Raw genomic sequence first — 24,723 nt, forward strand, 5'->3', positions numbered from 1 at the left:
GTCAGTCGTCCCAGCCGCGGCGCAGTCCCGCCAGCACCCCCATGGGAGTGAGCATCCGCCCGGCCCGCCAGTGGCGGTCGAAGTCGTGCTCGGGCAACGCCGCTCGGACTTCATCGAGCAGCTGAAGGCTGAGTTCCCGCCAGGGCCATCGCATCCCGACCCGCCGGGTGATGGCGTGGGCCGCCCCGTACAGCCGGGCGGCCAGCGGGTGGTCGTGCTGCTGGGCGGCGAAGTTGGCCCGGGTCTCGATGAACGCGCCACCGGCCCCCGTCCCGGACGGGAAGTGGTCGGCCATGCATCGCTCGGTCCACGGGATCCCGATGTCCGGCCGGCCGGAGAACAGGGCGACGGCCAGCGGAGGACCGGCCGCCAGCCAGCTGGCCATCGGCACCCCGGCGGCCCCGGCCCGGTGCTGCACGTCGACGGCCGCGGCCACCGCCGACGCCGGTCCGCCGACCACTGCGGTCGCCATCACGTCGGCGGCGTCCACGAGCAGACGGAGATGATCGGACTCGCTGTCGCCGATCAGCTCGCGCAGGTGCCCGTGCGTCCGGATCAGGAGCGCGTGGTCGTCGGTCACCCAGCACGCCGCGACGAGACCGATCAGCAGCAGTTCGAGGATCTCGTCGACCCGTCGCTCGCCGGGCGCCGGCCGGACGGCCAGGGCGGCGTCCATGGCGGGACCCGCCCGCTCCGGCCGGCCCTGCAGCGTCAGGATGGCCGCCAGTGCGAGCCCGGTCACGGCCCGGTCCTGGGGGTCGCCGTCAGCGAGCAGCTCATCGGCCCGGGTGAGCCAGCGGGTCGCTTCGGCCAGTCGGCCGCGGTAGTACCAGTAGAACGTCAGCGGCGCGGCCAGCCGACCACCCGCCGCGGTGGGTCGGTCGACGAGCTGCCGGGTGAGGGTGGCCCGGACGGCCGCGTGGTCGTCGTCCAGCGCGTCGAACCAGGCCGGCTCGCCGGTGGTGCCCAGCAGGGGGCGTCGGCCGATGAGGTCGACGACGAAACCGTCACGCCGGTCCTCGATCTCATTGGATTCCGGGCCGTCGTGCAGGGCGTGGGCGGCATGCCCCCGGACGGTGACCAGCTGCCGGAACGTCGTGCGGCCGCCGGGCCGGACGGGGCCGACCCGCTGCAGCATCGACCGGTGCACGAGTTCGACCACGGTGTCGGCCGCCTCGTCGGTGCCCGCGCCCAGGACCGCGGCGGCTGCTGATCCGGTGAACGGCCCGGGGAGGACCGACAGCCGGCGGTGGGCGATTCGCTCGGTCTCCGACAGCAGCTGGTAGCTCCAGTCGATGGTCGAGTGCAGGGTCGACCGATGGTCGCGGGCCCCCCGGCCCGGCCGCCGGAGCCGACCGGGGTCGGTGCTGACCTGGTCGGCGATCTCCGCCACCGAGAAGGCCGACGCCCGGGCCGCGGCCAGCTCCAGGGGGAGGGGCAGGCCGTCGAGGGCGACGCAGATCCGGATGACGGCGTCCATCACGGCCCGGTCGAGCTCGAGCGTCGGGTCGGCGGCGCGCAGTCGCTGCACCATGAGCTGGACCGCGGGCGAGTCGGCCGGGTCGTCCGCCCCGGTGCCGGCCGGCGGGAGGGCCAACGGCTCCAGTGTCCACCCGATCTCTCCGATCACGCCGAGTCGTTCGCGGCTGGTGGCCAGGATGTGGGAGCCGGCGCCCGGTGCATCGTCGTCCAGCACACTCTCCGCGAACGCCGCCGAGGCGGTCAGCAGGTGCTCACAGTTGTCGAGCAGCAGCAGCACCCGGCGGGTGGCCAGGTACCGCCGGACGTTGTCGGCGCTGGAGGCGTCGGCCGACGGCAGGAACCCGATGGTCGATGCGACCACGTCCGCGATCGAGGCCGGGTCGCCCACGCCGACCAGGTCGACGAACCAGACGCCGTCGGCGAAGGTCTCGGCCAGCACCCGGCCGACCTCGACCGCCAGTCGGGTCTTGCCACACCCGGCGGGACCGCTGATGGTCACCAGGCGGTGCTGCGCGACGAGCGAACGGATGCGGTCGACCTCGACGTCACGGCCGATGAGCGCGGCCATCGTCGGCGGCAGGTGGACATCGGCCGACGGCCGGGGCGGGGACACCGCTGGCAACCGGGCCGGTTCGGCGGCGGTGACGGTGACCCGGGCCGGAATCGCTGCTGGCAACCTGGCCGGTTTGGCGGCGGTGACGGTGACCCGGGCCGGAGCTGCCGCGACCAGGGTCGGGTCACCGTCCAGGATGCGGCGATGCAGGGTCTGCAGGTCGTGGCCCGGCTCGATGCCGATCTCGTCGACCAGGGTCCGCCGGGCGTCCTGGAACGACTCCAACGCCTGCTCGGTGCGACCGCTGCGGTGCAGGGCCTCCATCTGCAGTGCGCGCAGCGTTTCGTGGAACGGCAGCGCCGCGATGAGCGGTCGGAGGTCGGACAGCGCGGTGTCCAGCGCACCCAACCCGACCAGGGCGGCGATCCGCCGTTCCTGCAGCTGCTGGTGGAGCTCGTCGAGTCGGGCGACCGCCGGCCGGGCCCAGTCGGCGTCGGCCGCGCGCCCGTAGGGCCGTCCCCGCCAGCGGTCCAACGCCTCGTCGGCCCCCGTGCGGGCGGCGTCGAGGCGGCCGGCGGCCAGGTCGTCGCGGACCCGGGACGACGCGTGGGCCAGGAACAGCGAGTCGACGGTGTCCGCGGTGCCGATCAGCCGGTAGCCGCCGTCGTCGTTCAGCAGCACCGCCGGGGCGTCGCCGCTGCGGCGGTCCGGCTCGAGCAGTTGCCGGAGCCGCCAGATGTGCGACAACAGGGTGGAGGCCGCCCCGGTCGAGACGTGGTCGCCCCAGGCGGCTTCGGTCAGCGCGTCGACCGAGACCTGTTGGTTGACGTGGATGGTGAGCAGGGCCAGCATCGCCGACCCCTTGGTCCCGACGACCGGCTGGTCCCTGCCGGGCTGCTCGACGAGCAGGGGACCGAGGTCGCGGACGCGCACGCCCGACGGTAACCCCACCGGTGGTCGACGTCAGCCCCCCGGTGCAGTCGGACTGGATCGTCACTGGATGCCGCCGCGGTAGGCATTCGTCCCGGTCGATCCAGCCGGTCGATCCCAGCAGTCGATCCGAGGAGACGATCCATGACCCCGCAGCCGCGTCCCGATCATCGCCGTCGAACGGTCGCCGTCGCGCGCCGACCCGACGCGATCTGACGGCCATGCCCGGAACCGGCTCCCTGCAGGTCGTGCTGGATCTCGTGGGCATCGCCGTGGCGGCCTCCGCGGGTGCGTGGATCGCCGTGCGCAACGGTCTGCACCTGATGGGTGGGGTGCTCCTCGGCCTGGTCACCGGCCTGGGTGGGGCCCTGGTGCGGGACGTGCTGCTCGGCGCGGTACCCCCGGCCTGTCTGACCGACTGGCGGTATCTGGTCACCGCTCTCGCGGCGGGTCTGTTCGCCCAGCGCTTCCACGCGCTGCCGGCCCGGTTGGACCGGGCGGTCGACTACCTGGACGCCGTGTGGCTCGGTCTGTTCACCGTGGCCGGCGCGCTCAAGGCCGTGCACCTGGGGGTGCCCCCCATCACCTGCGTGCTCATGGGGGTGGTGACCGGGATCGGTGGCGGTGTCCTGCGGGATGTGCTGGTCAATCGGAAGCCGGTCGTCCTGACCGACGAGATCTACCTGTTCCCCTCGCTGCTGGCCGCCCTGGTCGTGGTCCTCGCGCCGATGGTCGGGGCGTCGGCGGCCGCCGTGACGGTACCGGCCGCAGCGCTGGGCACCGCGGTGCGGATGGTGGCCATCCGGCGCGGCTGGCACGGCCCTTCCGTGCGGCGGGCCGCCCCGCAGCTGTGAGGGCGGCACCGGTGGATCGCCGTTGGAGCGGGAGCGGATCGCCCCGTCCGACGCTGAAGCAGTTCCCGCCGATCCCGGCCGGACACCGACCGGCGGTCCGCCGCCACGCCCGAGGAGCACGACATGCCCGTCTACCAGGTCGCCCACTCCGGTCTGCCCCTGACGCTGACCCAGCGTGACCGGCTCGCCCGGGGTATCACCAAGATCCACCACGATGTCACCAACGCCCCGGAACCGTTCGTGCGCATCGTGTTCCAGCCCATCCCGTTCGGGCTCCTGTACACCGCGGGGGAGATCGCCCCGTCGATCATCGTCGCCGGCAACATCCGCGACGGGCGTTCGGAGGCCTCGCGGCAGCAGATCATCCAGCGCTGCTACGACCTGGTCACCGAGGTCACCGACGCCATGCCCAGCCAGATCGTCGTCACCGTCGACGAGGTGCCCTACAGCTGGATCATGGAGGCCGGCTACTTCATGCCCCCGGCCAACGACGCCGCCGAGGACGCCTGGATCGCGCAACTCCAGCGGGCCTACCCCGGCGAGTTCGACGAGTGGGGCGCGAGCGGCAAGGCGCCGGCGCTGGAGACCGAGGCCGACGACCAGTCGCGGCTGCAGCGGATCCGGCAGCTGACCGAGCGCTACGCGATGATCGCCCGGCGCAACGGTCACGACGTCAAGACCCTGCTCGGCCAGATGGCCGAGCAGCTGGACGGCGAGCCGGCCGCCAACGGCCGCCGCTGAACGCGGCCCCGACGCAACGGTCCCGGTCATGACCCACACCGGTGTTCTCGCCCAGAACGTGCACGGGGCAGCGCAGTGCTTCGTCAGCTACTGCTGTGAGGGGGCTCGACGCCTCGGCGGGCACGTCTATCCCGACATCACCGTCGACTACATCGGTCTCGGCCACACCCTGGCCGCGGCGCAGCGGGACCCGTACCGGGCCCGGGAGATCATCGCCCGCAGCGTCTCCCAGCTGAGCCGGGCCGGCGCCGGGTTCTTCGTCTGCGCCGACAACACCGCCCATCTGGCGCTCGACCTACCGGGAGCCGACCTGGAGATCCCCGGGCTGCACCTGGCCCAACTGGTCACCGAGCAGGCCAGTGCTCGGGGGTTCCGGCGGCTCGGCCTGCTCGGGACCGGGATGACGATCGGCAGCGACCTGTACCCCCGGTGGTGTGCTGCCCAAGGCATCGACGTGGTCCGGCCGGCACCGGAGGACGTCCAGGCCGTCGACCGGATCGTCATGGGAGAGCTGATCAACGGCGGGCTGTCCGAGCAGTCCCGGCAGCAGGCGCAGCGGATCGTCCGGCGGTTCGCCGAGCAGGGGTGCGATGCGGTCGTTCTGGCCTCCACCGAACTACCCCGCCTGGTCGTGGGTCTGGAGCTCGCTCTCCCGGTCCTGGACACGGCGGACATCGCGGCCACGGCCGCCTTGGACGTCGCGCTGGACGATCGGCCGCTACCGACCTGGCGAGGTGGCCCGCATCCCGACCTGCCCCGTCCCACCGCCTGACGCGGGCGGTTCGCGGCGCTGGTCGCCGGGGAACACTGCAGGGGGTTCCGGACGAGGGCGAGGTCGGCGATGCGGGTAGCGGTGACGGGCGGCAGCGGCAAGCTGGGCCGGGCGGTCGTGCGGGACCTGGTCGAGCACGGTCACGAGGTGATCAACCTGGACCGGGCGCCGTCGGCCGATCCGGTCGGCACCTTCGTCAAGGTCGACGTCGCCGACTACGGCCAGGTGCTGGGGGCGTTCCTCGGCGTGGACGACCGCTTCGACAATCTCGACGCGGTCGTGCATCTCGCGGCGATCCCGGCCCCGGGCCTGGTCCCCAACACGGCGGCCTTCGAGAACAACATCCTGTCCACCCATCACGTCTTCGCCGCGGCCCGCGCCGCCCGCATCCGCACCGTGGTGTGGGCTTCCAGCGAGACCGTGCTCGGTCTGCCCTTCGGCCCGGACGCCCCGCCGCCGTACATCCCGGTCGACGAGGACTACCACCCGCGCCCGAACTCCGCGTACTCGCTGGCCAAGACGCTCGAGGAGGAGATGGCCGCCCAGTTCTGCCGCTGGGATCCGGAGCTGACGATGACCGGACTGCGGTTCTCCAACGTCATGGAGCCCGCGGACTACGCCGAGTTCCCGTCGTTCGACGACGACCCGAGCCGGCGCATCTGGAACCTGTGGGGGTACATCGACGCTCGGGACGGGGCTCAGGCCGTCCGTCTGTCGTTGACGCGCCCCGGTCCGGGCGTCGAGGTCTGCATCATCGCCGCCGCGGACACCGTGATGGGCCGCCCGAGTGCCGAGTTGGCCGCCGACGCGTTCCCCGATGTCCCCCTGACCCGTCCCCTCGACGGCCACGAGACCCTCCTGGGCATCGACAAGGCCCGTCGTCTGCTGGGTTTCGCGCCGGCGCACAGCTGGCGCGCGGAGGTCTGAACGGGTCAGGCCGCCGCGAGAGGCGTCGGCGCGGGGCGGTCCGCCACCCGCTCGCCCCACAGCACCCGCCCGAACATCGTCAGGCCCAGGCCGAGACTGACGAAGCCGATCGACCAACCCGCTTCGATGACGACGACGTTGAGATCGGACCAGAGCTGCAGGAGGAAGTGGGCCGGGATCGTGGGGGCCCACCACAGGGCCAGCAGGGTGCGGGACCCGACGGGGCAGCGCAAGGTGCTGCGGCCCCGCAGCGCCGATGCGGTCAGCGCCGTGGAGACCGCCAGCAGACCGCACCAGAACGGGGTCGCCCCCACCTCGGCAACGCCGACGAGCGCGCCGGCGCCACCGATACCGAGCGCCACGCCGGCTCGCGCCGACAGCGGTCGGGACACCCGAAACAGCACACCGGCCAGACCGACGACGGTGAGGATCATCAGGCCCGGAAGAGCCGGGAACAGGACGGCCTGGAAATGCCCCCACCAGGTGCCCGGCCGGAAATACGCGCCGAACCAGCCGAGACCGACCAGGCTCCATCCGACTCCGGCGATCATGGCCACGATGCCGGCGAGTCGCGTCCCGCGGCTGGGCAGGGAGTACCGATCGGCGCCGCCGTCCTGCAGCGCGTGGGTCACGGTGTCCAGTGGGCCGACCCGGTCGAGGGCCTCCTGCGCCGCGTCGGCATCCGACAGACCGCGGGCCTGGGCCGCCTCGAACGCCGACCACAGGTGATCGCCGTACTCGTCGACGATGTCGTCGACCTCGCCGCGCCAGGCCAGCTGCTCACGCAGCTGGCTCAGGTATCCGTCAATGCTCGGGGCGGACACGGGCGCCGGTGCCGGTGATGGTCGCGACTACCGCGGACGACAACCGTTCCCAATGGCTGCGTTCCTCGCCGAGCGCGGTCAGGCCGCGCGGGGTGAGCCGGTAGTAGCGGCGCCGTCGCCCGGAGACGACATCCCAGTCGCTGGTGAGGTATCCGGCCGCCTCCAGCCGATGCAGGGCCGGATAGACGGTGCCCTCGGGGAGGTCGAACTCGCCCTGGCTGCGGGTGCGCAGTTCATCGATGAGGGCATAGCCGTGCATCCGCTGCTCGGACAGCACGGCAAGAATCAGCAGGTCGAGATGACCCCGGACAGCATCGCTCCTCATTTCTCGGAGGGTACTCAGCAGAACGGGAACGGCATGCATAGACAGCGGATGGGACTCCACACCTAGACAGGACATGCCTGGCCTGGCTATGGTCGAACGGCCCTCCCTGGTCGTCGCAGAACGGGTGATGCGGGGCAATTCGGTCCACTCACCTCCGGAGTGACGTCATGCCGCTGTTCCGCCATGCCCATGTTCTTTTCGCGGTCCTTGCCATCGTGGCCGGCGCACTCCTCGCGGCGACCGGTTCGGCCAGTGCCGACGACAGCCCACCGGTGACCACCCCGGGGGCTCCGACCGGCGCCTCGTCCGCTCCGGCGGCCGTCCCGGCCGGCGCTGTCACCGCCGCGGCCGTCGCCTGCAACTCCATGGAGTTCTGCGTCTCGAAGGACACCTACTTCAACGGCGCCACCTTCAAGTTCACGGCGGCCAGCTCGAACTGGTCCGCGGTCAGTTACGCCAATCTCTACAACGAGGACAGTTCCTGGCGCAGCCGCTGGACGGTCCCGGTCGTCGTCTACGACTACACCCAGTACGCCGGCAGCCAGACGCTCTGCGTCAACGTGAACTGGGACGTCTTCTACAACAACGGCGCCAGTGACCGCGGGTCGTCCCACAAGTGGGACGGCCGGAACTCCTGTTGACCATCGGCATCGGCGAAGGGCGGGCCGGCTGGGTTTCCCGGCCGGTCCGCCGACGATGGCTGCCTGCCCTGACGATCGCGGTCGCCCTCGGGGCGGCTCCGCTCGCCGGCTGCGCCGCCGCCGACCGGCCCGCTGCCGCAGCCGACTCGCCGCCGACCGCGCAGGTCCCGCCCACCCCTGGGCAGGTCATGCCGCAGGCCTCGACGGCCGGGCCGGAAGCGGGAACCGTCGCCGCGGCCCTGGTCGCCCTCCGGTCCGATCTCGAGGTCACCGGCGTCGCGGAGTCCGTTCTGGTCGGGGAGTGCGTTCGCCAGGCCGGGTACCCCGTCCGCCCGAGCGACCCGCAAGCCGAACCCGACCGGGAGACCTTCGCGGCCTACCCCTCGCCCACCCCGGAATCAGCGGCCCGCAGCGGGTACGGCATCGCCGGCCGGGTGCTGACCGCGCAGACCGCGGTCAGCGGGCAGGCGTGGCTCGAGGTCGACGAGACCTACAAGGCTGGACTGACTCTCGCCATGTTCGGCGATCCGCAGAACCAGGTGGAGGTCACCTTCGCCGACGGGTACAGCGCCCGCATCGGCGCGGACGGCTGTTACGCAGACGTCCGGCGCAGCTTCTTCGGCGACCTCGGCGAGTATGCCCAGCAGAGTTGGGCGGCCAGCCAGGCCTTCGGGCGAGCCATCGGTGCGGTGGCCGAGAACCGCACCTGGAAAGCCGCTCTCGCCCCCTGGTCGGCCTGTATGAGCGCGGCGGGCCAGCCCGGTTACGCGGCTCCGGGCGACATCCGCATGGCGCTGTTCCAGCGGGTCGCGGCCATCGAGGTGACCTCCCCGTCGGACCGGGTCGACCGGTACCGGCAGCTGGCCGCCGACGAGCGGGCGCTGGCGATGCAGGATGCCGCGTGCGCCGACTCCACCGGTCTGGACGACGCGTGGGTCGCCGCGGTGGCGGCCGACGACCCGGACGGGCTGGCGGCCAGCGGGGCCCAGATCACCGCATGGGCCGGGCGTCTCGCCCCGCTCGCTCCGCAGGTCCGCGACCGGGCAATCGCCGCGGCGGGGGCGTGATGGGGCGGAAGTCGTGGTCGATCGACGTCACCACCGTCGATCGACCGCCGCGTCCGACCCGAAGGCACCCGGCGGTGATCCGCAATCCCCGTCGCATCGACGAGGCCGGCTCCGGCTCCCCCGCGGACACGGCCACGGACGGTCGGCGTCGTCGACGCCGGTGGTTCGCTCTGGTCGGCCTGCGCTGATCGGCGTCCGCCCAGGGTGGGGTGCCGGGTCTCCGGCGCCCCACCCTGGTCGTCGTCCCCGGCTTCAGACGGTGTTGTCCGCCGCACCGGGATGGCTGCTGTACCCCGGGATCGTGGACTGGGTGGCCTCATCGTCGCTGTCGGCCTGCGGGTGGCTGCTGTAGCCGGGGATGCTCGACTGCGTGGTGGCGTCGTCCTCGGCCGCGCCGGGATGGCTGCTGTAGCCGGGGATCGTGGACTGGGTCGCGGCGTCGCTCGTGGCGTCGTCGATCGGGTGGTTCTGCGGCGTGCTCATGGTGGTTCCTCCTGGCGGGTGTCGCGGTTGACCGTGCCGACCGCTGTACTTCCCCGCCGCCGCGGTCTCGCAACGCCGCGCCGTCGACCCACCACGGCTCGTATCGCCAGTGGCCACCCGTACCCCGTTCAGGTTCTCGGGTCGGGAGCCTGACCGACGGACGATCAGCCCGACAGCGGGCTGGTCAAGACGATGCGGTTCCCGTCCGGGTCGGTCAGCGGCAGGATGCGCACCGTCGTCGCGTCCAGGGGCCGATCGTGCTCGATGCCGGCGGCCGTCAGCCGGTCGGCCGCGTCGTCCACATCGGTGACGTCCAGGACGAGCGACGAATGCCCCGCCCGGTCGGCCTCCGCGAACACCTGGACCCCGAACGTCGGGGCGAGATGCCATTCGAGCAGACCATCCATGGGCCGGGCGTCCGGAGCGGAACCGAACAGCCGCTGGTACCAGGCCTGTGCCACCGCAAGATCGGTGACGGTCATCTGGGCCAGGATGCGGTCGATCTGCATGGGCGCGGTCCTCTCTTCGTTGCTTCGCGTCGTCCTTCAGGGTGGACCGAGCTCCTCGACCGAAGTCATCGCCGGTCGACCGGCGGGTTCCCACTGGCCGGTGGAACCGTCGATGCGATAAGCACAGGGGATCGATGCCCAGGTTGGCGGTGAACGACGATCGGCAGGATGACGATCGACAGGATGAGGTGCCAGGTGAAGACTCGGACGACGCACACTCTCGGCCTCGTGGCGGCGGCCGGGCTGCTCCTCGGCGGGTGCAACTCGACGAGCGGTACGGCGGGCAGTTCGGCGACAGTGAGTTCCGCCAGTCCGGCGACCGGTGCCGGCTCGTCGAGCACCCCGGCGACCGGTGCTGGCTCGTCGAGCACCTCAGCGCCGTCCTCCGCCGCGAACGCGGACCAGTTGGATGCCCAGAGCGTGGCCTGGTTCGGCACCGTGTGCACGGGCCTGACCGCGATCCAGCAGATGAAGCCACCGGCCGCCGGGCAGTCCCTGAACGCCGCGGGCGACACCCTCGTCGGTACCGGCGAGACTCTGACCCGGACCGCCCAGGAGCTGCAAAGCCAGCCGGCCCCGACCTTCTCCGGCGCCGACGAGTTCGCGCCCGCGGCCCAGGACGCGTTCGCCACGGTGGGCGGCCGGCTGACCGAATTGGGCCAGCGGGCCCAGGCGCTCAAGCCCGGGGACATGGCCGCCGGTCAGCAGTTCATGACCGACTACCAGGCGTTCGTGCAGGAGATGCAGCAGACCCTCGCCCCTACTCTCAACCTGCGGCGGGACATCCTACGAGCGGTGGTCGACCAGGTGCCGGGTTGTCAGCTCCTGGCCGGTGCGGCCGGGGGCTGATCGGCCGGGGCTGCCGCCCCCGGACATTGCGTTTTTCGGCTGCCGCGTTGCGCTTGCCCTTGTTGAATGGTCAAATAACTTCAGCTGGTCCAGAAGAGGCGCTGGCGACTCGACCCATTCTGGGGAGTTGCTGTGCCGCCCGAAGATCTTTTTTCCGTTGGCGTTCTCGACCGTCCGTCCACCGTCCAGCTTCCTGACGATCACATCGTCCCGGCTCTCGATGCCGCCCCGACGATCCCGGCCGTCGCACCCTCGTCGCCTTCGCCGGCTCCGGCGGACCCGTCAGCAGCCCCGGCCCGGCCGGGTCAGCCGCTGTCGTCCGCACCCTCGCGGGAGCGGGCCGCCCGGTGCCGCGACCTGCTCGACCAGGCGCTCACCTGCGGCAACGAGGCCCGGGCCCGGCGGCTGCGGGGCGAGGTGGTCGAGGCCTATCTGCCGGCCGCCCGGTCCATCGCGGCCCGGTACGCCGGGCGCGGGGTCGACCGCGCCGATCTGGAGCAGCTGGCCAGCATCGGTCTGGTCAAGGCGGCCCGTCGCTGGCAGCCCGGTCTGTCCGAGGACTTCCTGCAGTTCGCCGTGCCCACGATGGTGGGCGAGATCAAGCGCTACTTCCGCGATCATTCGTTCGTGGTCCGGCCGACGCGGCGCGTGCAGGAACTGCGGGCGCAGGTCCGCCAGGCCCAGCACGACCACTGGCAGCGGCACGGTTCGGATCCCACGGACCACGACCTGGCCGTGGCCACGGGTGCGGACGTGGCCGACGTCCGGGAGGCCCGCGCGGCCTCCGGGGTGTGCCGGCCGCCGTCGTTGGACGAGCCCCAGGGCGCCGGGTGGGCGATCACCCAGACCCTCGGCGAGGTCGACGACCGCATCGGTGACATCGAGAACCGCATGATGGTCGCGCGTCTGCTGCAGTCGTTGACCGAGCGCGAACGGCGGGTTGTGCAGTTGCGCTTCGAGATGCAGTGGTCGCAGTCGCAGATCGGGCAGGAGCTCGGCGTCAGCCAGATGCAGATCTCCCGCTGGCTGCGTGCCATCACGATCAAGCTGCGGGAAGTCGCCACCCAATAGCGCTGGACTGGGCTGCTCCGCAACCGTGCCGGTATTTCTTCGACGCGGGGGGCAGGCGGGGGATTGAGCCGGGGTCCAGCTGGGTCACTTGTCATCCGGGCGGTACACACCCGTCGGGGATGGCCCGCCCGGGCTTCGGCTTTCCAGCAGCGCGGAACTCGGGGCCGGCCCCGGTCATCCGTGGCTCAGGCCACGGATGGCCGGCGGTCCCTCCCCGATGGACGGCGGCCTTCGAGGCCGCCAAGTGCGCCGGGGTGACGGGTGGCTCGCCGGGCCTCACGGAAGCTGACCGGTTTCGGTGACTTCGTCCGCGATGTCCCTGAGCTTGCGATTGAGGGCCGAGCTGGCCAGGCGCAGCCGGTCGAACGCCTCGTCGGCGGTGATGCGGTGCGCGTACATCAGGATTCCGACGGCATTGCCGATGACGCGGCTGGTGGCCAGAGCCCGGTCCAGGTTGATGGCCTTGTCGGTCTGCCGGGTCAACATCAGCAGCACCTGGGCGTGAGCGGCGAACAGGGTGACGACGTCCACCGCCTCCGGGGCGAACACGTGGGTCTCGGTGCTGTACAGGTTGAGTGCGGCCCGCACCGGCGCCGGGTGGATGGTCAGGGACAGCAGCGACCTGATGGGCGTCCGGGCAGTCACCCGGGCGCCGAAGATCGGCCAGTCGTGGCTGGTCCGCAGATCTCCGGCCAGGAAGACGCCGTCGTGACGGGCGGCGTCCACGCATGGCCCCTGCCGTAGCTCGTACTGCAGGTCATCGGCTTCCGACACCAGGGGATCGGTGGCCGCGATGGTGACGAAGCGGCTGTCGTCATGGCCGGCGACCTGGGTGATGCCGGCCCAGGCGCAGAACGGCACACTCTGCCGGGCCAGGTGCACGACGTCGTTCAGGGCGGTGTCGATGTCCTGCGTCCGGAACAGGCGGAGACTGAGCGCCCTGAAGTCCTCCGCCAGGGCTGCGGACATCATCTGATCGATCATGGCGACCTCCCAGCGGAGTCGACGGCAGGAACTCCTGGCACCGTCACGCCCAAGGCCGCTGGGTTCAACCCGGGTCATCGCGAACCCTACCCATCATCGGTACCCGGGCATACCGGCAGCCGGGGCTGGCGGACGGCATCGCCGGCCCACCGGATCGCCGCGACCGGCCGATCGTGATTCGCATAAGACTTCCGAGCGGACTCATGGGCACAAGCAGTGAACGTGACCAACCCGGATGGCGGCGATATCGAGCCGGATTCGGGTCGCGGCGGCCGAAGGTGGGGTGGGCGGAGTCGCCGGTCGGACGAATCGGATGGGAGACCACCGATGCGGAAGAATCGGGCAAAAGTCGGTGGGGGGAGAACCTCGATCGCCGCCGCGCCGCCGCCGACCGCCCGGACGACGGCCCTGTCCCCGGACGGGCGACGTACTGTCGCTGCGGGCCGCGACAGCGGGGTAGTCGGATCGGGGGGGGGCAGCGGTGACCGCACTCGACGAGCGGACCGAGGTCCTGACCTCTCGTCGGCTCCTCGATCTGGTCGACACCGTGATCGACACCGAGCGGCTCGACCTCACGGCCTCGTCGCTCGCGAACGCCACGACCGATCCCGAGCCTCGCCCGGCCCCCCTGGACGTCAGCCGGGCCTGGGAGGCGGTCGACCCCGCATCCGCCCCCGCCACCCTGGCGGCCTACCGCGCGGACTGGACCCGGTTCACGCGCTGGTGCGTCGAGCACGGCCGACCGGCGCTGCCGGCGGCACCGGCCGTGGTCGCGGAATACCTGACGGCCGTCGGTCGACCGGCCGGCTCGCGAGCGTGTGCCCCCAGCACGCTGGTCCGGTGGGTCTCGGCCATCAACAAGGTGCACCTGGCCCACGGGATGACTCCACCCGGTCAATCCGCGCCGGTCCGCAGCATCCTGGCCGAGGCGCGACAGGCCCGCGACGCGGGCGCCCCCCGCTCGGCGCCACTGGCCCTGGACGACCTGCGAGCGATGCTCGCGGCCATCGAGCCCGAGCGCGCGGTCTGGCCCACGGCCGTCGCCGCCCGCCGGGACACCGCCCTGCTGCTGCTCGGCTTCGCGGGCGCACTCCGCCGGTCGGAGCTCATCGAGCTGACCCTGGCCGACGTCACGATCGAGCCCGCGGTGGGGCTGCGCATCCGCGGCGGCGGGGCCGGTCATCGGCGCGATCGTCCCGTTCGGATGCTGCCGTTCGGACAGGACCCGGTAACCTGCGCGCCCTGTGCGTGGACGGCGTGGCGCCAGATCCTCGACGCCTGGGACGGCGCCGACCCCGCCGGTGGCCGCCGGGCCGTCCTGGTCGAGTTGCATCGGCGCCCTGGCGGGGAACGGCCGGGGCACGTCTGCCGGGACGCCGTCCTGGAGCCGGTCGGCCGCGACGCGCCCCGGGCGCAGCGGTCCCTGTTTCCCGGCGTCCACCGGTCCGGTGCGATCGCCGGTACCGCGATGACCGGCGAGGCCGTCCGCAAGATGGTGCGCCGCCGAGCCCAGGGCGCCGGGGTGACCGAACCACCGGGCGCCAGCCTGGGCGCACACTCCCTGCGTTCCGGGTTCATCACCGAAGCGCTCCGGCGCGGGGCCGATCCGCGGGCCGTCATGGCGCAGACCGGTCACCGCGATCTCGCCGCCGTACAGGCCTACGCCCACCGCGTCGCCCCGCCGCCGGCCGACGCCGTCGCCCTGCTCGACCTGTGAACGCCGGCCCACCACGGGCGCGACTGCGTCCGTTGCCGGAACCGCCGCCGCAGCGGGCGCGGACGCCGCGGCCCGTCGGTACCGTGCCGCCGCGCTACGCCCAGAGCTGGGCGCTGTTCGCCGACTGGTGCGCCGCCGCCGGTCGGTCCGCGTTGCCGGCCGACCCGGCCACCGTGCTGACGTTCCTGCAGGCGTGCCCGGCGGCGGTGCCGACCCAGCGTCGCCGGGTGGTGGCGATCGACCACCACCACGTCGCCGCCGGGCAGGCCCCACCGGGCGACGACGACGACGTCCGCGCGGCGGTGGGCCGCCCGCCCGGTGAGCCGCCCTGGGTCGCGCCGGATCGGGCCGGCGTCGACGCTGCGCTGCGGACCCTGCCATCACACGGGTTCACCCGCGGCCTGTTCGGCCGGCGGGACCGGGCCCTGCTCGTGCTGGCCGCGGTCGCCGGTCTGCCGTACCGGACGATCGCCGGATCGACCGCTGCCGACCTGCATCACGAACCCGGAACGGGCACGGTCGCGGTGGCCATCGGCCGACGTCGACGCGTGATCGTGCCGGTCGAGAACGCCCTGCTCTGCCCGGCGTGCGCGCTGACCCGGTGGGCGGAGACGCACGCCGTCCTGACCCGGCAGATCGCCACCCGCGCCCTGGCCGCCCATCTCCGCGCCGTCGCGCCGGTCACCGACACCGACGACCACCACTGCCGGCGGCCGGTGTCCTTCGCGGTCGGCCCGGTCCCGCTGTTCCCGCCGATCGACCAGTGGGGGCACGTCGCCTTCCCGCAGACCCCCCTGAGCCCCCACGCCGTCTCCCGGCAGACCCGCACCCTGCTCGCCGGTGACGTCAGCGAGCACCGGGACGTCCCGGTCGTCACGGTGGAAGAGCAGTCGGTCCCCCCGACGGCGCCCGAGCCGGCTGCCCCGACCTACGGCCGGGCCGAGCGGGACGAGGCGTGGAACCGCCGCCGGGCCGACCTGCACCGGTTGTCCGGGGTGGCCGACGAGCTGGACGAGGTCGAACGCCGGGCCGCCGAGCTGAACCGCCGGGTCGAGGAGTTGCTCGGGCAGCTGCTCTGACCTGCGACGCGAGGCGAACGGCAAGTATATCCGCTGATCGGTAGATCTATTCCGTCATGCGGATTAGCGTCGGTGCATCGGTTCGGCCGGTTCGATGGAGAACCAGCCCGGCCCGGGCGTTCGCCGCCCGGCCGACACTCGCGGACCGAGCACCGGAACCGGCGCCGACGCAGCTGCTGCGCCGGCCGGACACCCGCCGTTCGCCTGACCCGGCGATGTCCAGCCCGTCCCGGATGGCCCTCTTCCGAAGGAGCAGGATGGCTGTGGTCGATGTGGTGCCGGCGTCCCAGGACCGGATCAGCCCGCGGTTGTACAACGCGGATCTGGCCCCCACCCAGCGGGCCGGCCGCCGGTGGAACTCGTACAACATCTTCACGCTGTGGGCCAACGACGTCCACAGCCTCGGCAACTACGCGTTCGCCATCGGCCTGTTCGCCCTCGGTCTCGGCGCGTGGCAGATCCTGCTCGCCTTTCTCGTCGGCGCCGTCCTGCTCTTCGGCCTGCTCAGCCTGTCCGGTTTCATGGGCGAGAAGACCGGGGTGCCGTTCCCGGTGATGAGCCGGATCGCGTTCGGCATCCACGGCGCGCAGATCGCCGCGGTCGTCCGCGGCGGCGTGGCCATCGTCTGGTTCGGCGTGCAGACCTACCTCGCCTCGGTCGTGCTCAGAGTGCTGCTCGTGGCCCTTTTCCCGGGCCTGGACGCGATGGACCAGAACAGCATCCTGGGTCTGTCGTCCCTGGGCTGGATCGCCTTCGTCGCCCTGTGGATCGTGCAGGTCGTGATCGTCAGCTTCGGCATGGAGATGATCCGCAAGTACGAGGCGTTCGCCGGACCGGTCATCCTGGGCAGCATGTTGGCCATCGCCGTGTGGATCTTCTTCTCGGCCGGCGGATCCATCGCCTTCTCCACCGACAACGCCCTGACCGGCGGCGAGATGTGGCGGGAGATCTTCGTCGGCGGAGCCCTGTGGGTCGCGATCTACGGCACGTTCGTCCTGAACTTCTGCGACTTCACCCGCAACGCGGTCGGCCGGTCGGCGATCACCCGGGGCAACTTCTGGGGCATCCCGCTGAACATGCTGTTCTTCGGGGCCATCGTCGTCGTGCTGGCCGGCGGCCAGTTCAAGATCAACGGCCAGATCATCGGCAGCCCGGCCGACATCGTGCAGACGATCCCGAACACGGTCCTGCTGGTGCTGGCCTGCCTCGCGCTGCTGCTGGTCACCATCGCCGTCAACCTGATGGCGAACTTCGTGGCCCCGATCTACGCCCTGACCAACCTGTTCCCGACCAAGCTGAACTTCCGCCGCGCCGCCCTGGTCAGCGCCGTGATCGGCCTGGTCATCCTGCCGTGGAACGTCTACAACAACCCGACCGTCATCGTGTACTTCCTCGGCGGTCTGGGCGCGATCCTGGGCCCGCTGTTCGGCGTGATCATGGCCGACTACTGGCTGGTCCGAAAGGCCCGGGTCAACGTGCCCGACCTGTACACCGAGTCGCCGGACGGCGAGTACCACTTCACCCGCGGCTTCAACCCCAGGGCCATCGCCGCCCTGATCCCCGCGGCCGCCATCGCCATCGTGATCGCCATCGTGCCGGCCTTCCACGCCCTGGCCGGGTTCTCCTGGTTCATCGGCGCAGGCCTCGGGCTCGGCTTCGCCCTCCTGCTGGCCGATCGCCGTCGACCGGTCAGCGAGGTCTCGGGCGAGTCGATCGCCGTTCCCAGCGTTCACTGACGACTATTTCCTCGCGTTCCCCTCGCGTTCCCCGCACCACCCCGCCCCCGAAGGAGACCGCGCCGTGCGCATCCTGGTCGTCAACGTCAACACCACCGAGTCCATGACCGCCGCCATCGGACTCAGTGCGGCCGCCGCCGCGTCCCCGGGCACCGAGATCGTCCCGCTCACCCCGCTGTTCGGCGCCGAATCCGTGGAGGGCAACTACGAGAGCTACCTCGCGGCCATCGCGGTCATGGAGACGGTGCGGGCCTACCCCGAGCCGTTCGACGCGGTCATCCAGGCCGGCTACGGCGAGCACGGCCGGGAGGGTCTGCAGGAACTGCTGACCGTGCCGGTCGTCGACATCACCGAGGCCGCGGCCAGCACGGCCATGTTCCTCGGCCACAAGTACTCCGTCGTCACGACGCTGGACCGCACGGTGCCGCTCATCGAGGACCGGCTCAAGCTCGCCGGCCTGGACGCCCGGTGCGCCTCGGTGCGGGCCAGCGGCATGGCCGTGCTCGATCTCGAATCCGACCCGGCGGCGGCGGTCGAGGCCATCGTCACCGAGGCCGAACGGGCCGTCCGCGACGACCGGGCCGAGGTCATCTGCCTGGGCTGCGGCGGCATGGCCGGTCTGACCGAGCAGGTCATCGAACGCACCGGGGTGCCGGTGGTGGACGGGGTGGCCGCGGCGGTGACCATCGCCGAGTCGCTCGTCCGGCTCGGGCTCACCACCTCCAAGAGCCGCACGTACGCCCCGCCCCGTCCGAAGCGGATCGTCAACTGGCCGCCGACGGCCGCCCCCGGGTTCGTGCTGGCCGACGACCCGCACGCCGCGGCGGCGATGGCCTGACCCCCCGCTGACGGGCCGCCGACGAGCGGCCCGTCCGGTCATCAGGTCTCGACGGTCAGCCCACCGGTCGCCGGCAGGTGGGCGACGATGCCCTCCAGGGTGCGGGAGTGCCGCTCGGCCGCCGCCAGCAGCCGTTCGGCGTCCCGGGCGGCGAAGGCGTCCGCCATCTCGCGGTGGTCGTCCTGCAGGCTGCGCCGGGTCTCCGGCGGCGTGTGCCGCATCAGCTGGAACGGCTCGGTGAGATTCCACGCCGACTCCAGCATCGCCAGCAGTCGGTGCATCTGCGAGGAGGTGACCAGCGCGGTGTGGAACCGTCGGCTGCCCTGCTGATAGCCCGGGCCGTCCTCGGCCATTCCGTCGAGATCGGCCAGCGCGGCCCGGACCTCGGCGTCGTGCTCGTCCCCGGCGTGGGCGACCGCCGCGCCGAGGGCCGCGTTCTCCAGCACCCGCCGGACGACGTACAGCTCCTCCAACTCGGCCCGGGTCAACGAGGTGATCGTGTAACCGGCCCGGGGCCGGTGGTCGACCAGCCCCTCCCCGACGAGCGTCTTGAGTGCCTCGCGGACCGGGATCCGGCTCACCGAGAACAGCGCCGCCACGTCGTCGACGGGGATGGCCGTCCCGGGGACGGCGCCCCCGGCCAGGATGACCTGCCGCAGCTCCGCGACGATCTGCTCGGAGGACGGTCCCACCCCGCCCCGCAGTTGGCGCAGCAGATCGGTCTGGGCGGCCCGCTCGGCGGGGGGCAGGGGGCGCAGTGACACGTCGATCATCTTGCGCCAGCGCGGGTCGTCCCGCTTGCACGGCCGGGTGCGCCCGTTCAGTGCGGTCGGCGCTCGAACCGTTCCACCCCGGCCAGCAGCGTCAACTGGACGGCCGCGACCACGGCTCCGAGGAACTGGTCGAGGTAGAAGATCAGACCGGTGGCCACCGTCAGCGAGAGCAGCAGGCCGATGCGGGCCAGGCCGATCGCCCGGTCGGTCCGGCCCCGCGCGAGCGCGACCGCCGCGATGAGCAGCAGGACACCGACCAGACCGTCGGCCACGGCCCGGACGACCACGAACACCACGCCGGTCAGGTCGTCGATCTCGATACCGGTGAACTCGTTCGCCGTCCGGACGATGTCGCTCACCGACCGGTCGACGAGGTCGACGGCGACCACCGCGACGACCACCAGATCGGCCAGCGCCAGCAGGCCGACGACCACGAAAGCCGCCAGAAGCAGACGGCGCAGCCGGGCCTGGGTCAGCAGCCGGTCCGTCCGTCGGCCGAGCCGCTCGACGAAACGTCGGAGCCGGCCGGGCGGATCGACCGGCGGCAGGACGTCCTTCGTGACGGCATCGGCCAGCGCGCCGGCCAACGGGATGAGCTCGGTCCGGTCCTGCTGGTCCCGGGCCGACGTCAGGCGCCGGCACAGTTCGGCCTGCTCGGACTCGTCCAGCCGGCCGTCGACCGCGTCGCCGAGCAGCTCCAGCGCGGCGTGCAACTGGGTGCGCGTGCTCGGCCGGCGGCGACCCCGCACCCGCACGTACAGCCAGACCGTCAGCAGGAAGACGGCCCAGATGACGGGGGCTGCCGGTTGGAAGAAGTAGTCGTAGTCGACGGTGACGAGCTTGCCGACCTCGTCGATGAACAGGCCGACGCCGACCCCGGTCAGCAGGGCCGACCAGGTCAGGGCCCGTTCGTTGACGATCAGCAGGGGCAGCAGCGCACCGACGAACAGCAGCAGGCCGCCCCACAGGGCGTGCGAGAAGTGCAGGGTCTCGCCGCCGACCTGGGGATAGCCGGTCAGGGCCAGGTAGGCGCGGGTGAGCAGGACCGATCCGCCGAATCCGAGCAGGGTCAGCCGCAGGTAGCGGTCGGCGTCGCGTCGCCGCACCCAGTGGGAGTGGCTCACCCGCCCGGCCCGGACCCGGTTCGTGCTGCGCGTGCGTGCATCTCGACCCCCTCAGGGCCGCTGCGGGCCCGCCGTTGTGGTCAGTCTGCGGGCAGTTCCGTCTGCATGTCCGGTGACGTGCCCCGTCGTGGGCCATGTTTCGTGTTCGGTGACCCGGGTCATTGTCCAGCCGAGGTTTTCGACGACGAGGGAGACACCGTGAGCAAGTCCGACCGGGACGACGTGAACAAGACCGGCAAGACCGCCGACCACAGCGCCGGGGACAGCCGGGAGCCCTTCAGCGAGGAGGGTGGTCCCGACGCCCGTCACGCCAAGACCCATGACGTGGCCCGCGAGCAGGCGACCAACTCCGAGCCGCAGACCGAGGAGACCGACGAGTTCGCCGACGACCTCGAGCGGGACAACCGCACCAGCTGAGTTCACCGGCGCAGCCGCACCCGTACGGCCGTCCCGGCCGCGAGTACCACGGCCGCGCCGCCGACCACGGTCGGCCAGCCCAGCGGCTCACCGAGCAGCAGCACGGCCCAGCCGATGGACAGGACCGGTTGCACGAGCTGGACCTGGCTGACCGTGGTCATCGGGCCGATCGCCAGACCGCGGTACCAGGCGAAGAACCCCAGGTACATGCTGATCACCGCCAGGTAGCCGAAAGCGGCCCACTGGGCCGATGTCGCCGACGGGGGCTGGGGCCCGATCGAGATCGCTGTCAGGGCAACGGTGATGGGGGCGGCCACGATCAGTGCCCACGACACCGTCTGCCAGGCACCGAGTTCCCGGGACAGCAGCCCGCCCTCGGCGTAGCCGACGGCCGCGGCCACCACCGCGCCCAGGAGCAGCAGGTCGGCCCAGTGCAGACCTCCGCCGGAGCCACCCTGGACCCACGCGAACGCGACCGCGACCACGGCGCCCGCGCCGGCGGCCCACCAGAACGCGGTCGACACCCGTTCGCCGCCGCGCAACACCGCGGCCACCGCGGTCGCCGCCGGCAGCAGCGCGATGACGACCGCTCCGTGTGCGGCCGGCACGCTGCTCAGGGCGAACGAGGTGAGGAACGGGAAGCCGATGACGATGCCGCCGGCCACCACCGCGAGCCGGCGCCACTGCCGCGGGGTCGGGCGGGTCTGACGGGTCACGGCCAGCACGACCGCGGCCAGCGTCGCGGCCACGGCGGCGCGACCGGCGCCGATGAACAGCGGGGACAGTCCGGCGACGGCGACCCGGGTCAGTGGGACGGTGAGGGAGAACGCGGCCACCCCGAGCAGGCCCAGGACCGGGCCGGCCCACCGGACCGATCGGTGGGGGGTCGGTAGCGGCAGTGCCGGAACTGCAGTAGCGCTATCGTTGCTGTTCATGAATGACGATAGCACCGGCCGGTTGGTGCGATGGCTGCGCGAGTGGGTCGCCGCCGTCCCGCCCGGCACCCGGCTGCCCTCCAGTCGCTCGCTGGCCGCCGAGCACGGGGTGGGACCGGTCACGGTGCAGCGCGCCACCCGCGCCCTGGTCGACGCCGGCCTGGTCGAGACCCGCTCCGGCGTCGGTGCTTTCGTGCGGCAGCGGGGTACCGCCCGGCCGCCCGACCTCGAGTGGCAGACCGGTGCGCTGGGGCCGCGCCCCCCGGGCCCCGTCGCCCTCCCGGCCCCGTTACGGCCGACCGCCACCGATGTGCTCGCCCTGCACTCCGGGTACCCGACCGCGGATCTGCTGCCCGAGCGGCTGGTCCACGCGGCCCTGTCCCGAGCCGCCCGGAGCGCGTCGGCCACCCGGGTGGCCGACTCCGCGGGCCTACCCGAACTGCGGGCCTGGTTCGCCGGCGAACTCGCCGGCGGCACGCCGGCGGGCATCGCGCCACCGGCCGCCCGCCAGGTCCTGGTCACGCCGGGCAGTCAGAGCGGGCTGAGCGGGGTGTTCCGCGCCCTGGTCGGCCCGGGCCGCCCGTTGCTCGTCGAATCGCCCACCTACTGGGGCGCGCTCACCGCGGCGGTCCACGTGGGCGTCCACGTCGTCCCGGTCCCCAGCGGACCGGACGGACCCGACCCCGATGCCGTCGACCGGGCCTTCGCCGAGACCGGCGCCCGCGCCTTCTACGCGCAGCCGTCCTTCGCCAACCCGACCGGCACCCGCTGGTCGGCCGAGACGGGCGACGCCGTCCTCGATGTCGTCCGCCGCCGGTCCGGGTTCTTGATCGAGGACGACTGGGCCCACGACTTCGGCATCGACGCCGACCCCCGACCGCTGGCCGCCCAGGACGACGCGGGACACGTCGTCTATCTGCGGTCGCTGACCAAGAGCGTCTCGCCGGCCATCCGGGTCGGCGCCGTGATCGCCCGGGGCCCGGCGTTCGAGCGGCTGCTGGCCGACCACGCCGCCGAGGCGATGTACGTCAGCGCGGTGCTCCAGACCGCCGCCCTGGACGTCGTCCGCCAACCGGCCTGGACCACCCACCGGCGCAACCTGCGCCGGACGCTGCGTGATCGGCGGGACCTGTTGCTGCACAGCCTGTCCCGCCACACCCCGGCCGCGCTCGTCGACCGGACACCCGTCGGGGGCCTGCACCTGTGGATCCGCGTCCCCGACGGCGTCGCCGTCGACCGGCTCGTCCGCGACTGCGCCGCGGACGGCGTGCAGATCGCCGCCGGCGACGAATGGTTCCCGGCCGAGCCGACCGGCAGCTACGTCCGGGCCAGTTTCGCCGGGCCGGACCCGGACCGGTTCGACGACGCCGCCCGGGTGCTGCAGGGGGCGGTCGACCGGCAGGCCTGACCGTCAGCCCGACGGGGCGTCCGGTCCGGTCGGGTCGACGGCAGCCGCCAACGCGGGACCGACCGCCGCCCCGACGATCTGGCTCTCCGTCCGGCCCGGCAGACCGGGCAGGGTCGCCCAGTGCGTGACCTCCTCGCCGCCGTGCCCCGAGCCGGCGGGGAAGCGGACCACCCGGTCGGCATCGAGATAGCAGTCGTGGAGCACCGGATCGCCCGGCTCGATGACGTGCACGGCGCAGAAGTGCATCGGCAGGACCAGCCAGAAGTCGTCGTCCGGCGATGGTGACCGACCTGGCTCCGGCGGGTAGCGACCGGTGATGGCGGCCAGCACCAGCTGACCGTCCCGGGGCTGCCGCCGGCGGGCGTCGACCCAGCCGATCGCCGCACGGTCAGGGGGCGCGGGCATCCCGCGGCCGGCATCGGGCGCGGTCACAACCGGCCCTCGGCCGGCAGCCAGTCACCGAACCGGGCGGCCAACCGGTCCCGCTCGGCCGGGTCGGCGGCGATGACGTCCACCCCGCCGTCGTAGGGGGCGAACAACCAGCGCAGCTCCGGGTCGGCCAGAATGACCCCGACGATCACCTCGTCGGCGACCATGCGCAGGATCGGATCCAGCCGTGGATCGTCCCGGTCCGTCGTCTCGACCCACAGGTGCAGGCAGCGCGGTTCGCCCTCGTCGACTTCGGTGACGATGCTGTCCCAGAGCCACGACTGCGGGGTGAGCGCGGTCAACGGCGCCGGGCGATCCGGCACCGCGAGGCCACCGCTCCAGGCCGCCGTGATCAGGAGCAGCTCGGCCGTTCCGGAAAGGCCGGCGAGCTCGGCCAGGACCGCCCGGTGCCGGCGGACGATCTCCCGGTGGTCGGCTTCGTCGGCGGCGTACCGCCGGCTCTCCGGCAGCGAATGGAAACGCACCCACCGGTCGGCCAGCGCCGTCCGCAGCTCGTGGCTCACCGGGCGACTTCCCGGCAGCCGGTCCATCCACATACGCGTCAACGCCGCACCCTGCGGCGCCCGATCCGGTGCGGGCGGGCGGCGCGGGTCGGGATCGCGGGGGAGGTACCCATCCGGCACCCCGGCGTGGGCGAGCGCGGCGGCCACCACGTCCGCATCGACCGGCCAGCCGGTGCCGGAGCGGTTGTCACCGACCCGGCCGCCGGCGATCGTGACCCACCGGAGCCACTCGTCGGCGCCGTCCCGCAGTTCCAGAACGACATCGGAGAGCCGGCCCGGGCCGGCATCGTCGGCCGAGGCCGCCGTCGAGGTGAGCGCGGCCGCCAGCCGGGCGATGGCCGCCGGGTCGCCCACGACGGCCAGCGGCGGGGGATCGACAGGCCCCGGGTAGGTCTCGTGGAGCGAACCGCCCCACACCAGCACCGTGACCGCCGACTCCACACCCCGGCGCAGGTCCGCGCGAGCCTGCTCGCCGGTCGGTCGTCGGCTCGATGCCCCGTCCGCGGCTACCACGACGGAGAACGGGCTGGACGACTCGGCGTCATCGGTCATCGGCGGCGGTCCCTTCCGGCGGTCGCGGTCACCCGATGCCTACTCCTCCGCCCGGCGCCGCCGTCCCCGGGACCGGATGCGCCATCCGATCGGGGGGTTGAGCACGGATCGGTGCGGACGCATGACCCCTCGCGCTGGGTCGACGTGCACGCCCACCCGGCCACCGTCCGGACCGGTCG

At 72.6% G+C, this 24,723-nt stretch carries 25 protein-coding genes; 14 read left to right on the plus strand and 11 right to left on the minus strand.

Going from position 1 to position 24,723, the window contains the following annotated elements:
* Position 1: 1 nt before the first annotated feature.
* A complete protein-coding gene (locus tag FDO65_RS19645; RefSeq protein ID WP_137451414.1) occupies positions 2-2,968 on the minus strand; it encodes an AfsR/SARP family transcriptional regulator in 2,967 nt (988 codons plus the stop codon).
* Between the two features lie 218 nt (positions 2,969-3,186).
* On the opposite strand from FDO65_RS19645, the gene FDO65_RS19650 reads away from it, so the two are divergent.
* The 4 genes from FDO65_RS19650 (at position 3,187) to FDO65_RS19665 (ending at position 6,259) form a co-directional block, all read left to right on the plus strand.
* Positions 3,187-3,819: a trimeric intracellular cation channel family protein gene (locus tag FDO65_RS19650; RefSeq protein ID WP_137451415.1), complete on the plus strand. Its 633-nt coding sequence runs from the start codon at positions 3,187-3,189 to the stop codon at positions 3,817-3,819.
* A gap of 123 nt (positions 3,820-3,942) precedes the next feature.
* Positions 3,943-4,560: a tautomerase family protein gene (locus tag FDO65_RS19655; RefSeq protein ID WP_137451416.1), complete on the plus strand. Its 618-nt coding sequence runs from the start codon at positions 3,943-3,945 to the stop codon at positions 4,558-4,560.
* Between the two features lie 28 nt (positions 4,561-4,588).
* Positions 4,589-5,332, plus strand: coding sequence for an aspartate/glutamate racemase family protein (locus tag FDO65_RS19660; protein ID WP_137451417.1), 744 nt, complete (start codon positions 4,589-4,591; stop codon positions 5,330-5,332).
* 69 nt (positions 5,333-5,401) lie between these two features.
* Positions 5,402-6,259, plus strand: coding sequence for an NAD-dependent epimerase/dehydratase family protein (locus tag FDO65_RS19665; RefSeq protein WP_137451418.1), 858 nt, complete (start codon positions 5,402-5,404; stop codon positions 6,257-6,259).
* Positions 6,260-6,264: 5 nt separating this feature from the next.
* Here the strand turns inward: FDO65_RS19665 and FDO65_RS19670 are convergent, their stop codons facing one another.
* Together FDO65_RS19670 and FDO65_RS19675 are read right to left on the minus strand one after the other, a co-directional pair.
* The gene (locus FDO65_RS19670; protein ID WP_137451419.1) at positions 6,265-7,083 is read right to left on the minus strand and encodes a hypothetical protein; all 819 of its coding nucleotides are present in this window, start codon (positions 7,081-7,083) and stop codon (positions 6,265-6,267) included.
* Positions 7,064-7,408, minus strand: coding sequence for a PadR family transcriptional regulator (locus FDO65_RS19675; protein ID WP_137451420.1), 345 nt, complete (start codon positions 7,406-7,408; stop codon positions 7,064-7,066). Before FDO65_RS19675 ends, FDO65_RS19670 begins: the two co-directional genes overlap by 20 nt.
* Before the next feature lie 167 nt (positions 7,409-7,575).
* On the opposite strand from FDO65_RS19675, the gene FDO65_RS19680 reads away from it, so the two are divergent.
* Together FDO65_RS19680 and FDO65_RS19685 are read left to right on the plus strand one after the other, a co-directional pair.
* Positions 7,576-8,049, plus strand: coding sequence for a peptidase inhibitor family I36 protein (locus FDO65_RS19680; RefSeq protein ID WP_137451421.1), 474 nt, complete (start codon positions 7,576-7,578; stop codon positions 8,047-8,049).
* Complete coding sequence (locus tag FDO65_RS19685) at positions 8,046-9,116, plus strand: hypothetical protein (RefSeq protein ID WP_137451422.1); 1,071 nt, start codon at positions 8,046-8,048, stop codon at positions 9,114-9,116. Before FDO65_RS19680 ends, FDO65_RS19685 begins: the two co-directional genes overlap by 4 nt.
* A gap of 252 nt (positions 9,117-9,368) precedes the next feature.
* On the opposite strand, the gene FDO65_RS19690 is transcribed toward FDO65_RS19685, so the two are convergent.
* A complete protein-coding gene (locus FDO65_RS19690) occupies positions 9,369-9,599 on the minus strand; it encodes a hypothetical protein (protein WP_137451423.1) in 231 nt (76 codons plus the stop codon).
* A 164-nt stretch (positions 9,600-9,763) separates the two neighbouring features.
* Positions 9,764-10,108: a VOC family protein gene (locus FDO65_RS19695; protein ID WP_137451424.1), complete on the minus strand. Its 345-nt coding sequence runs from the start codon at positions 10,106-10,108 to the stop codon at positions 9,764-9,766.
* 195 nt (positions 10,109-10,303) lie between these two features.
* Between FDO65_RS19695 and FDO65_RS19700 the strand changes: the two genes are divergently transcribed.
* Together FDO65_RS19700 and FDO65_RS19705 are read left to right on the plus strand one after the other, a co-directional pair.
* Positions 10,304-10,957, plus strand: a complete 654-nt coding sequence (locus tag FDO65_RS19700) for a hypothetical protein (protein ID WP_137451425.1) — start codon at positions 10,304-10,306, stop codon at positions 10,955-10,957.
* Between the two features lie 132 nt (positions 10,958-11,089).
* Positions 11,090-12,028 (plus strand): sigma-70 family RNA polymerase sigma factor, encoded by a 939-nt coding sequence (locus FDO65_RS19705; RefSeq protein ID WP_166442304.1) that lies wholly within the window; start codon positions 11,090-11,092, stop codon positions 12,026-12,028.
* 276 nt (positions 12,029-12,304) lie between these two features.
* Here FDO65_RS19705 and FDO65_RS19710 read toward each other — a convergent pair whose 3' ends face one another.
* A complete protein-coding gene (locus FDO65_RS19710; protein WP_166442305.1) occupies positions 12,305-13,000 on the minus strand; it encodes a GAF and ANTAR domain-containing protein in 696 nt (231 codons plus the stop codon).
* 493 nt (positions 13,001-13,493) lie between these two features.
* Between FDO65_RS19710 and FDO65_RS19715 the strand changes: the two genes are divergently transcribed.
* The 4 genes from FDO65_RS19715 (at position 13,494) to FDO65_RS19730 (ending at position 18,382) form a co-directional block, all read left to right on the plus strand.
* Positions 13,494-14,729, plus strand: coding sequence for a tyrosine-type recombinase/integrase (locus FDO65_RS19715; protein WP_137451428.1), 1,236 nt, complete (start codon positions 13,494-13,496; stop codon positions 14,727-14,729).
* Positions 14,730-14,812: 83 nt separating this feature from the next.
* A complete protein-coding gene (locus FDO65_RS19720; protein ID WP_137451429.1) occupies positions 14,813-15,808 on the plus strand; it encodes a hypothetical protein in 996 nt (331 codons plus the stop codon).
* A 233-nt stretch (positions 15,809-16,041) separates the two neighbouring features.
* A complete protein-coding gene (locus FDO65_RS19725; protein ID WP_205850181.1) occupies positions 16,042-17,544 on the plus strand; it encodes an NCS1 family nucleobase:cation symporter-1 in 1,503 nt (500 codons plus the stop codon).
* Between the two features lie 64 nt (positions 17,545-17,608).
* Positions 17,609-18,382, plus strand: a complete 774-nt coding sequence (locus tag FDO65_RS19730) for an aspartate/glutamate racemase family protein (RefSeq protein WP_137451431.1) — start codon at positions 17,609-17,611, stop codon at positions 18,380-18,382.
* A gap of 41 nt (positions 18,383-18,423) precedes the next feature.
* On the opposite strand, the gene FDO65_RS19735 is transcribed toward FDO65_RS19730, so the two are convergent.
* Positions 18,424-19,131: a GntR family transcriptional regulator gene (locus tag FDO65_RS19735; RefSeq protein ID WP_137451555.1), complete on the minus strand. Its 708-nt coding sequence runs from the start codon at positions 19,129-19,131 to the stop codon at positions 18,424-18,426.
* 71 nt (positions 19,132-19,202) lie between these two features.
* The gene (locus FDO65_RS19740; RefSeq protein WP_137451432.1) at positions 19,203-20,279 is read right to left on the minus strand and encodes a hypothetical protein; all 1,077 of its coding nucleotides are present in this window, start codon (positions 20,277-20,279) and stop codon (positions 19,203-19,205) included.
* Positions 20,280-20,477: 198 nt separating this feature from the next.
* Here FDO65_RS19740 and FDO65_RS19745 point away from each other — a divergent pair, with 198 nt between their 5' ends.
* The gene (locus tag FDO65_RS19745) at positions 20,478-20,696 is read left to right on the plus strand and encodes a hypothetical protein (protein ID WP_137451433.1); all 219 of its coding nucleotides are present in this window, start codon (positions 20,478-20,480) and stop codon (positions 20,694-20,696) included.
* A gap of 2 nt (positions 20,697-20,698) precedes the next feature.
* Here the strand turns inward: FDO65_RS19745 and FDO65_RS19750 are convergent, their stop codons facing one another.
* On the minus strand, positions 20,699-21,631 hold the full coding sequence (locus FDO65_RS19750) for a DMT family transporter (RefSeq protein WP_137451434.1): 933 nt from the start codon (positions 21,629-21,631) through the stop codon (positions 20,699-20,701).
* Between FDO65_RS19750 and FDO65_RS19755 the strand changes: the two genes are divergently transcribed.
* Positions 21,630-23,039 (plus strand): aminotransferase-like domain-containing protein, encoded by a 1,410-nt coding sequence (locus FDO65_RS19755; RefSeq protein ID WP_137451435.1) that lies wholly within the window; start codon positions 21,630-21,632, stop codon positions 23,037-23,039. The genes FDO65_RS19750 and FDO65_RS19755 overlap by 2 nt on opposite strands.
* Positions 23,040-23,042: 3 nt before the next feature.
* On the opposite strand, the gene FDO65_RS19760 is transcribed toward FDO65_RS19755, so the two are convergent.
* Positions 23,043-23,444 carry an AQJ64_40280 family protein gene (locus FDO65_RS19760; protein ID WP_137451436.1) on the minus strand — a complete coding sequence of 134 codons (402 nt, stop codon included), beginning with the start codon at positions 23,442-23,444 and terminating at the stop codon, positions 23,043-23,045.
* Positions 23,445-23,467: 23 nt separating this feature from the next.
* Positions 23,468-24,544 (minus strand): DUF3885 domain-containing protein, encoded by a 1,077-nt coding sequence (locus FDO65_RS19765; RefSeq protein ID WP_137451437.1) that lies wholly within the window; start codon positions 24,542-24,544, stop codon positions 23,468-23,470.
* Between the last annotated feature and the right edge of the window lie 179 nt (positions 24,545-24,723).

The sequence above is a fragment of the Nakamurella flava genome, assembly GCF_005298075.1.
Lineage (GTDB): Bacteria > Actinomycetota > Actinomycetes > Mycobacteriales > Nakamurellaceae > Nakamurella > Nakamurella flava.

What these genes read in the sequence shown, in the direction of transcription:
- FDO65_RS19695 (WP_137451424.1), bottom strand. Translation starts at nt 10,108, where the DNA reads ATGCAGATCGACCGCATCCTGGCCCAGATGACCGTCACCGATCTTGCG.
- FDO65_RS19665 (WP_137451418.1), top strand. Translation starts at nt 5,402, where the DNA reads ATGCGGGTAGCGGTGACGGGCGGCAGCGGCAAGCTGGGCCGGGCGGTC.
- FDO65_RS19750 (WP_137451434.1), bottom strand. Translation starts at nt 21,631, where the DNA reads ATGAACAGCAACGATAGCGCTACTGCAGTTCCGGCACTGCCGCTACCG.
- FDO65_RS19710 (WP_166442305.1), bottom strand. Translation starts at nt 13,000, where the DNA reads ATGATGTCCGCAGCCCTGGCGGAGGACTTCAGGGCGCTCAGTCTCCGC.
- FDO65_RS19680 (WP_137451421.1), top strand. Translation starts at nt 7,576, where the DNA reads ATGCCGCTGTTCCGCCATGCCCATGTTCTTTTCGCGGTCCTTGCCATC.
- FDO65_RS19675 (WP_137451420.1), bottom strand. Translation starts at nt 7,408, where the DNA reads ATGAGGAGCGATGCTGTCCGGGGTCATCTCGACCTGCTGATTCTTGCC.
- FDO65_RS19655 (WP_137451416.1), top strand. Translation starts at nt 3,943, where the DNA reads ATGCCCGTCTACCAGGTCGCCCACTCCGGTCTGCCCCTGACGCTGACC.
- FDO65_RS19690 (WP_137451423.1), bottom strand. Translation starts at nt 9,599, where the DNA reads ATGAGCACGCCGCAGAACCACCCGATCGACGACGCCACGAGCGACGCC.
- FDO65_RS19765 (WP_137451437.1), bottom strand. Translation starts at nt 24,544, where the DNA reads ATGACCGATGACGCCGAGTCGTCCAGCCCGTTCTCCGTCGTGGTAGCC.
- FDO65_RS19760 (WP_137451436.1), bottom strand. Translation starts at nt 23,444, where the DNA reads ATGCCCGCGCCCCCTGACCGTGCGGCGATCGGCTGGGTCGACGCCCGC.
- FDO65_RS19650 (WP_137451415.1), top strand. Translation starts at nt 3,187, where the DNA reads ATGCCCGGAACCGGCTCCCTGCAGGTCGTGCTGGATCTCGTGGGCATC.
- FDO65_RS19725 (WP_205850181.1), top strand. Translation starts at nt 16,042, where the DNA reads ATGGCCCTCTTCCGAAGGAGCAGGATGGCTGTGGTCGATGTGGTGCCG.
- FDO65_RS19660 (WP_137451417.1), top strand. Translation starts at nt 4,589, where the DNA reads ATGACCCACACCGGTGTTCTCGCCCAGAACGTGCACGGGGCAGCGCAG.
- FDO65_RS19755 (WP_137451435.1), top strand. Translation starts at nt 21,630, where the DNA reads ATGAATGACGATAGCACCGGCCGGTTGGTGCGATGGCTGCGCGAGTGG.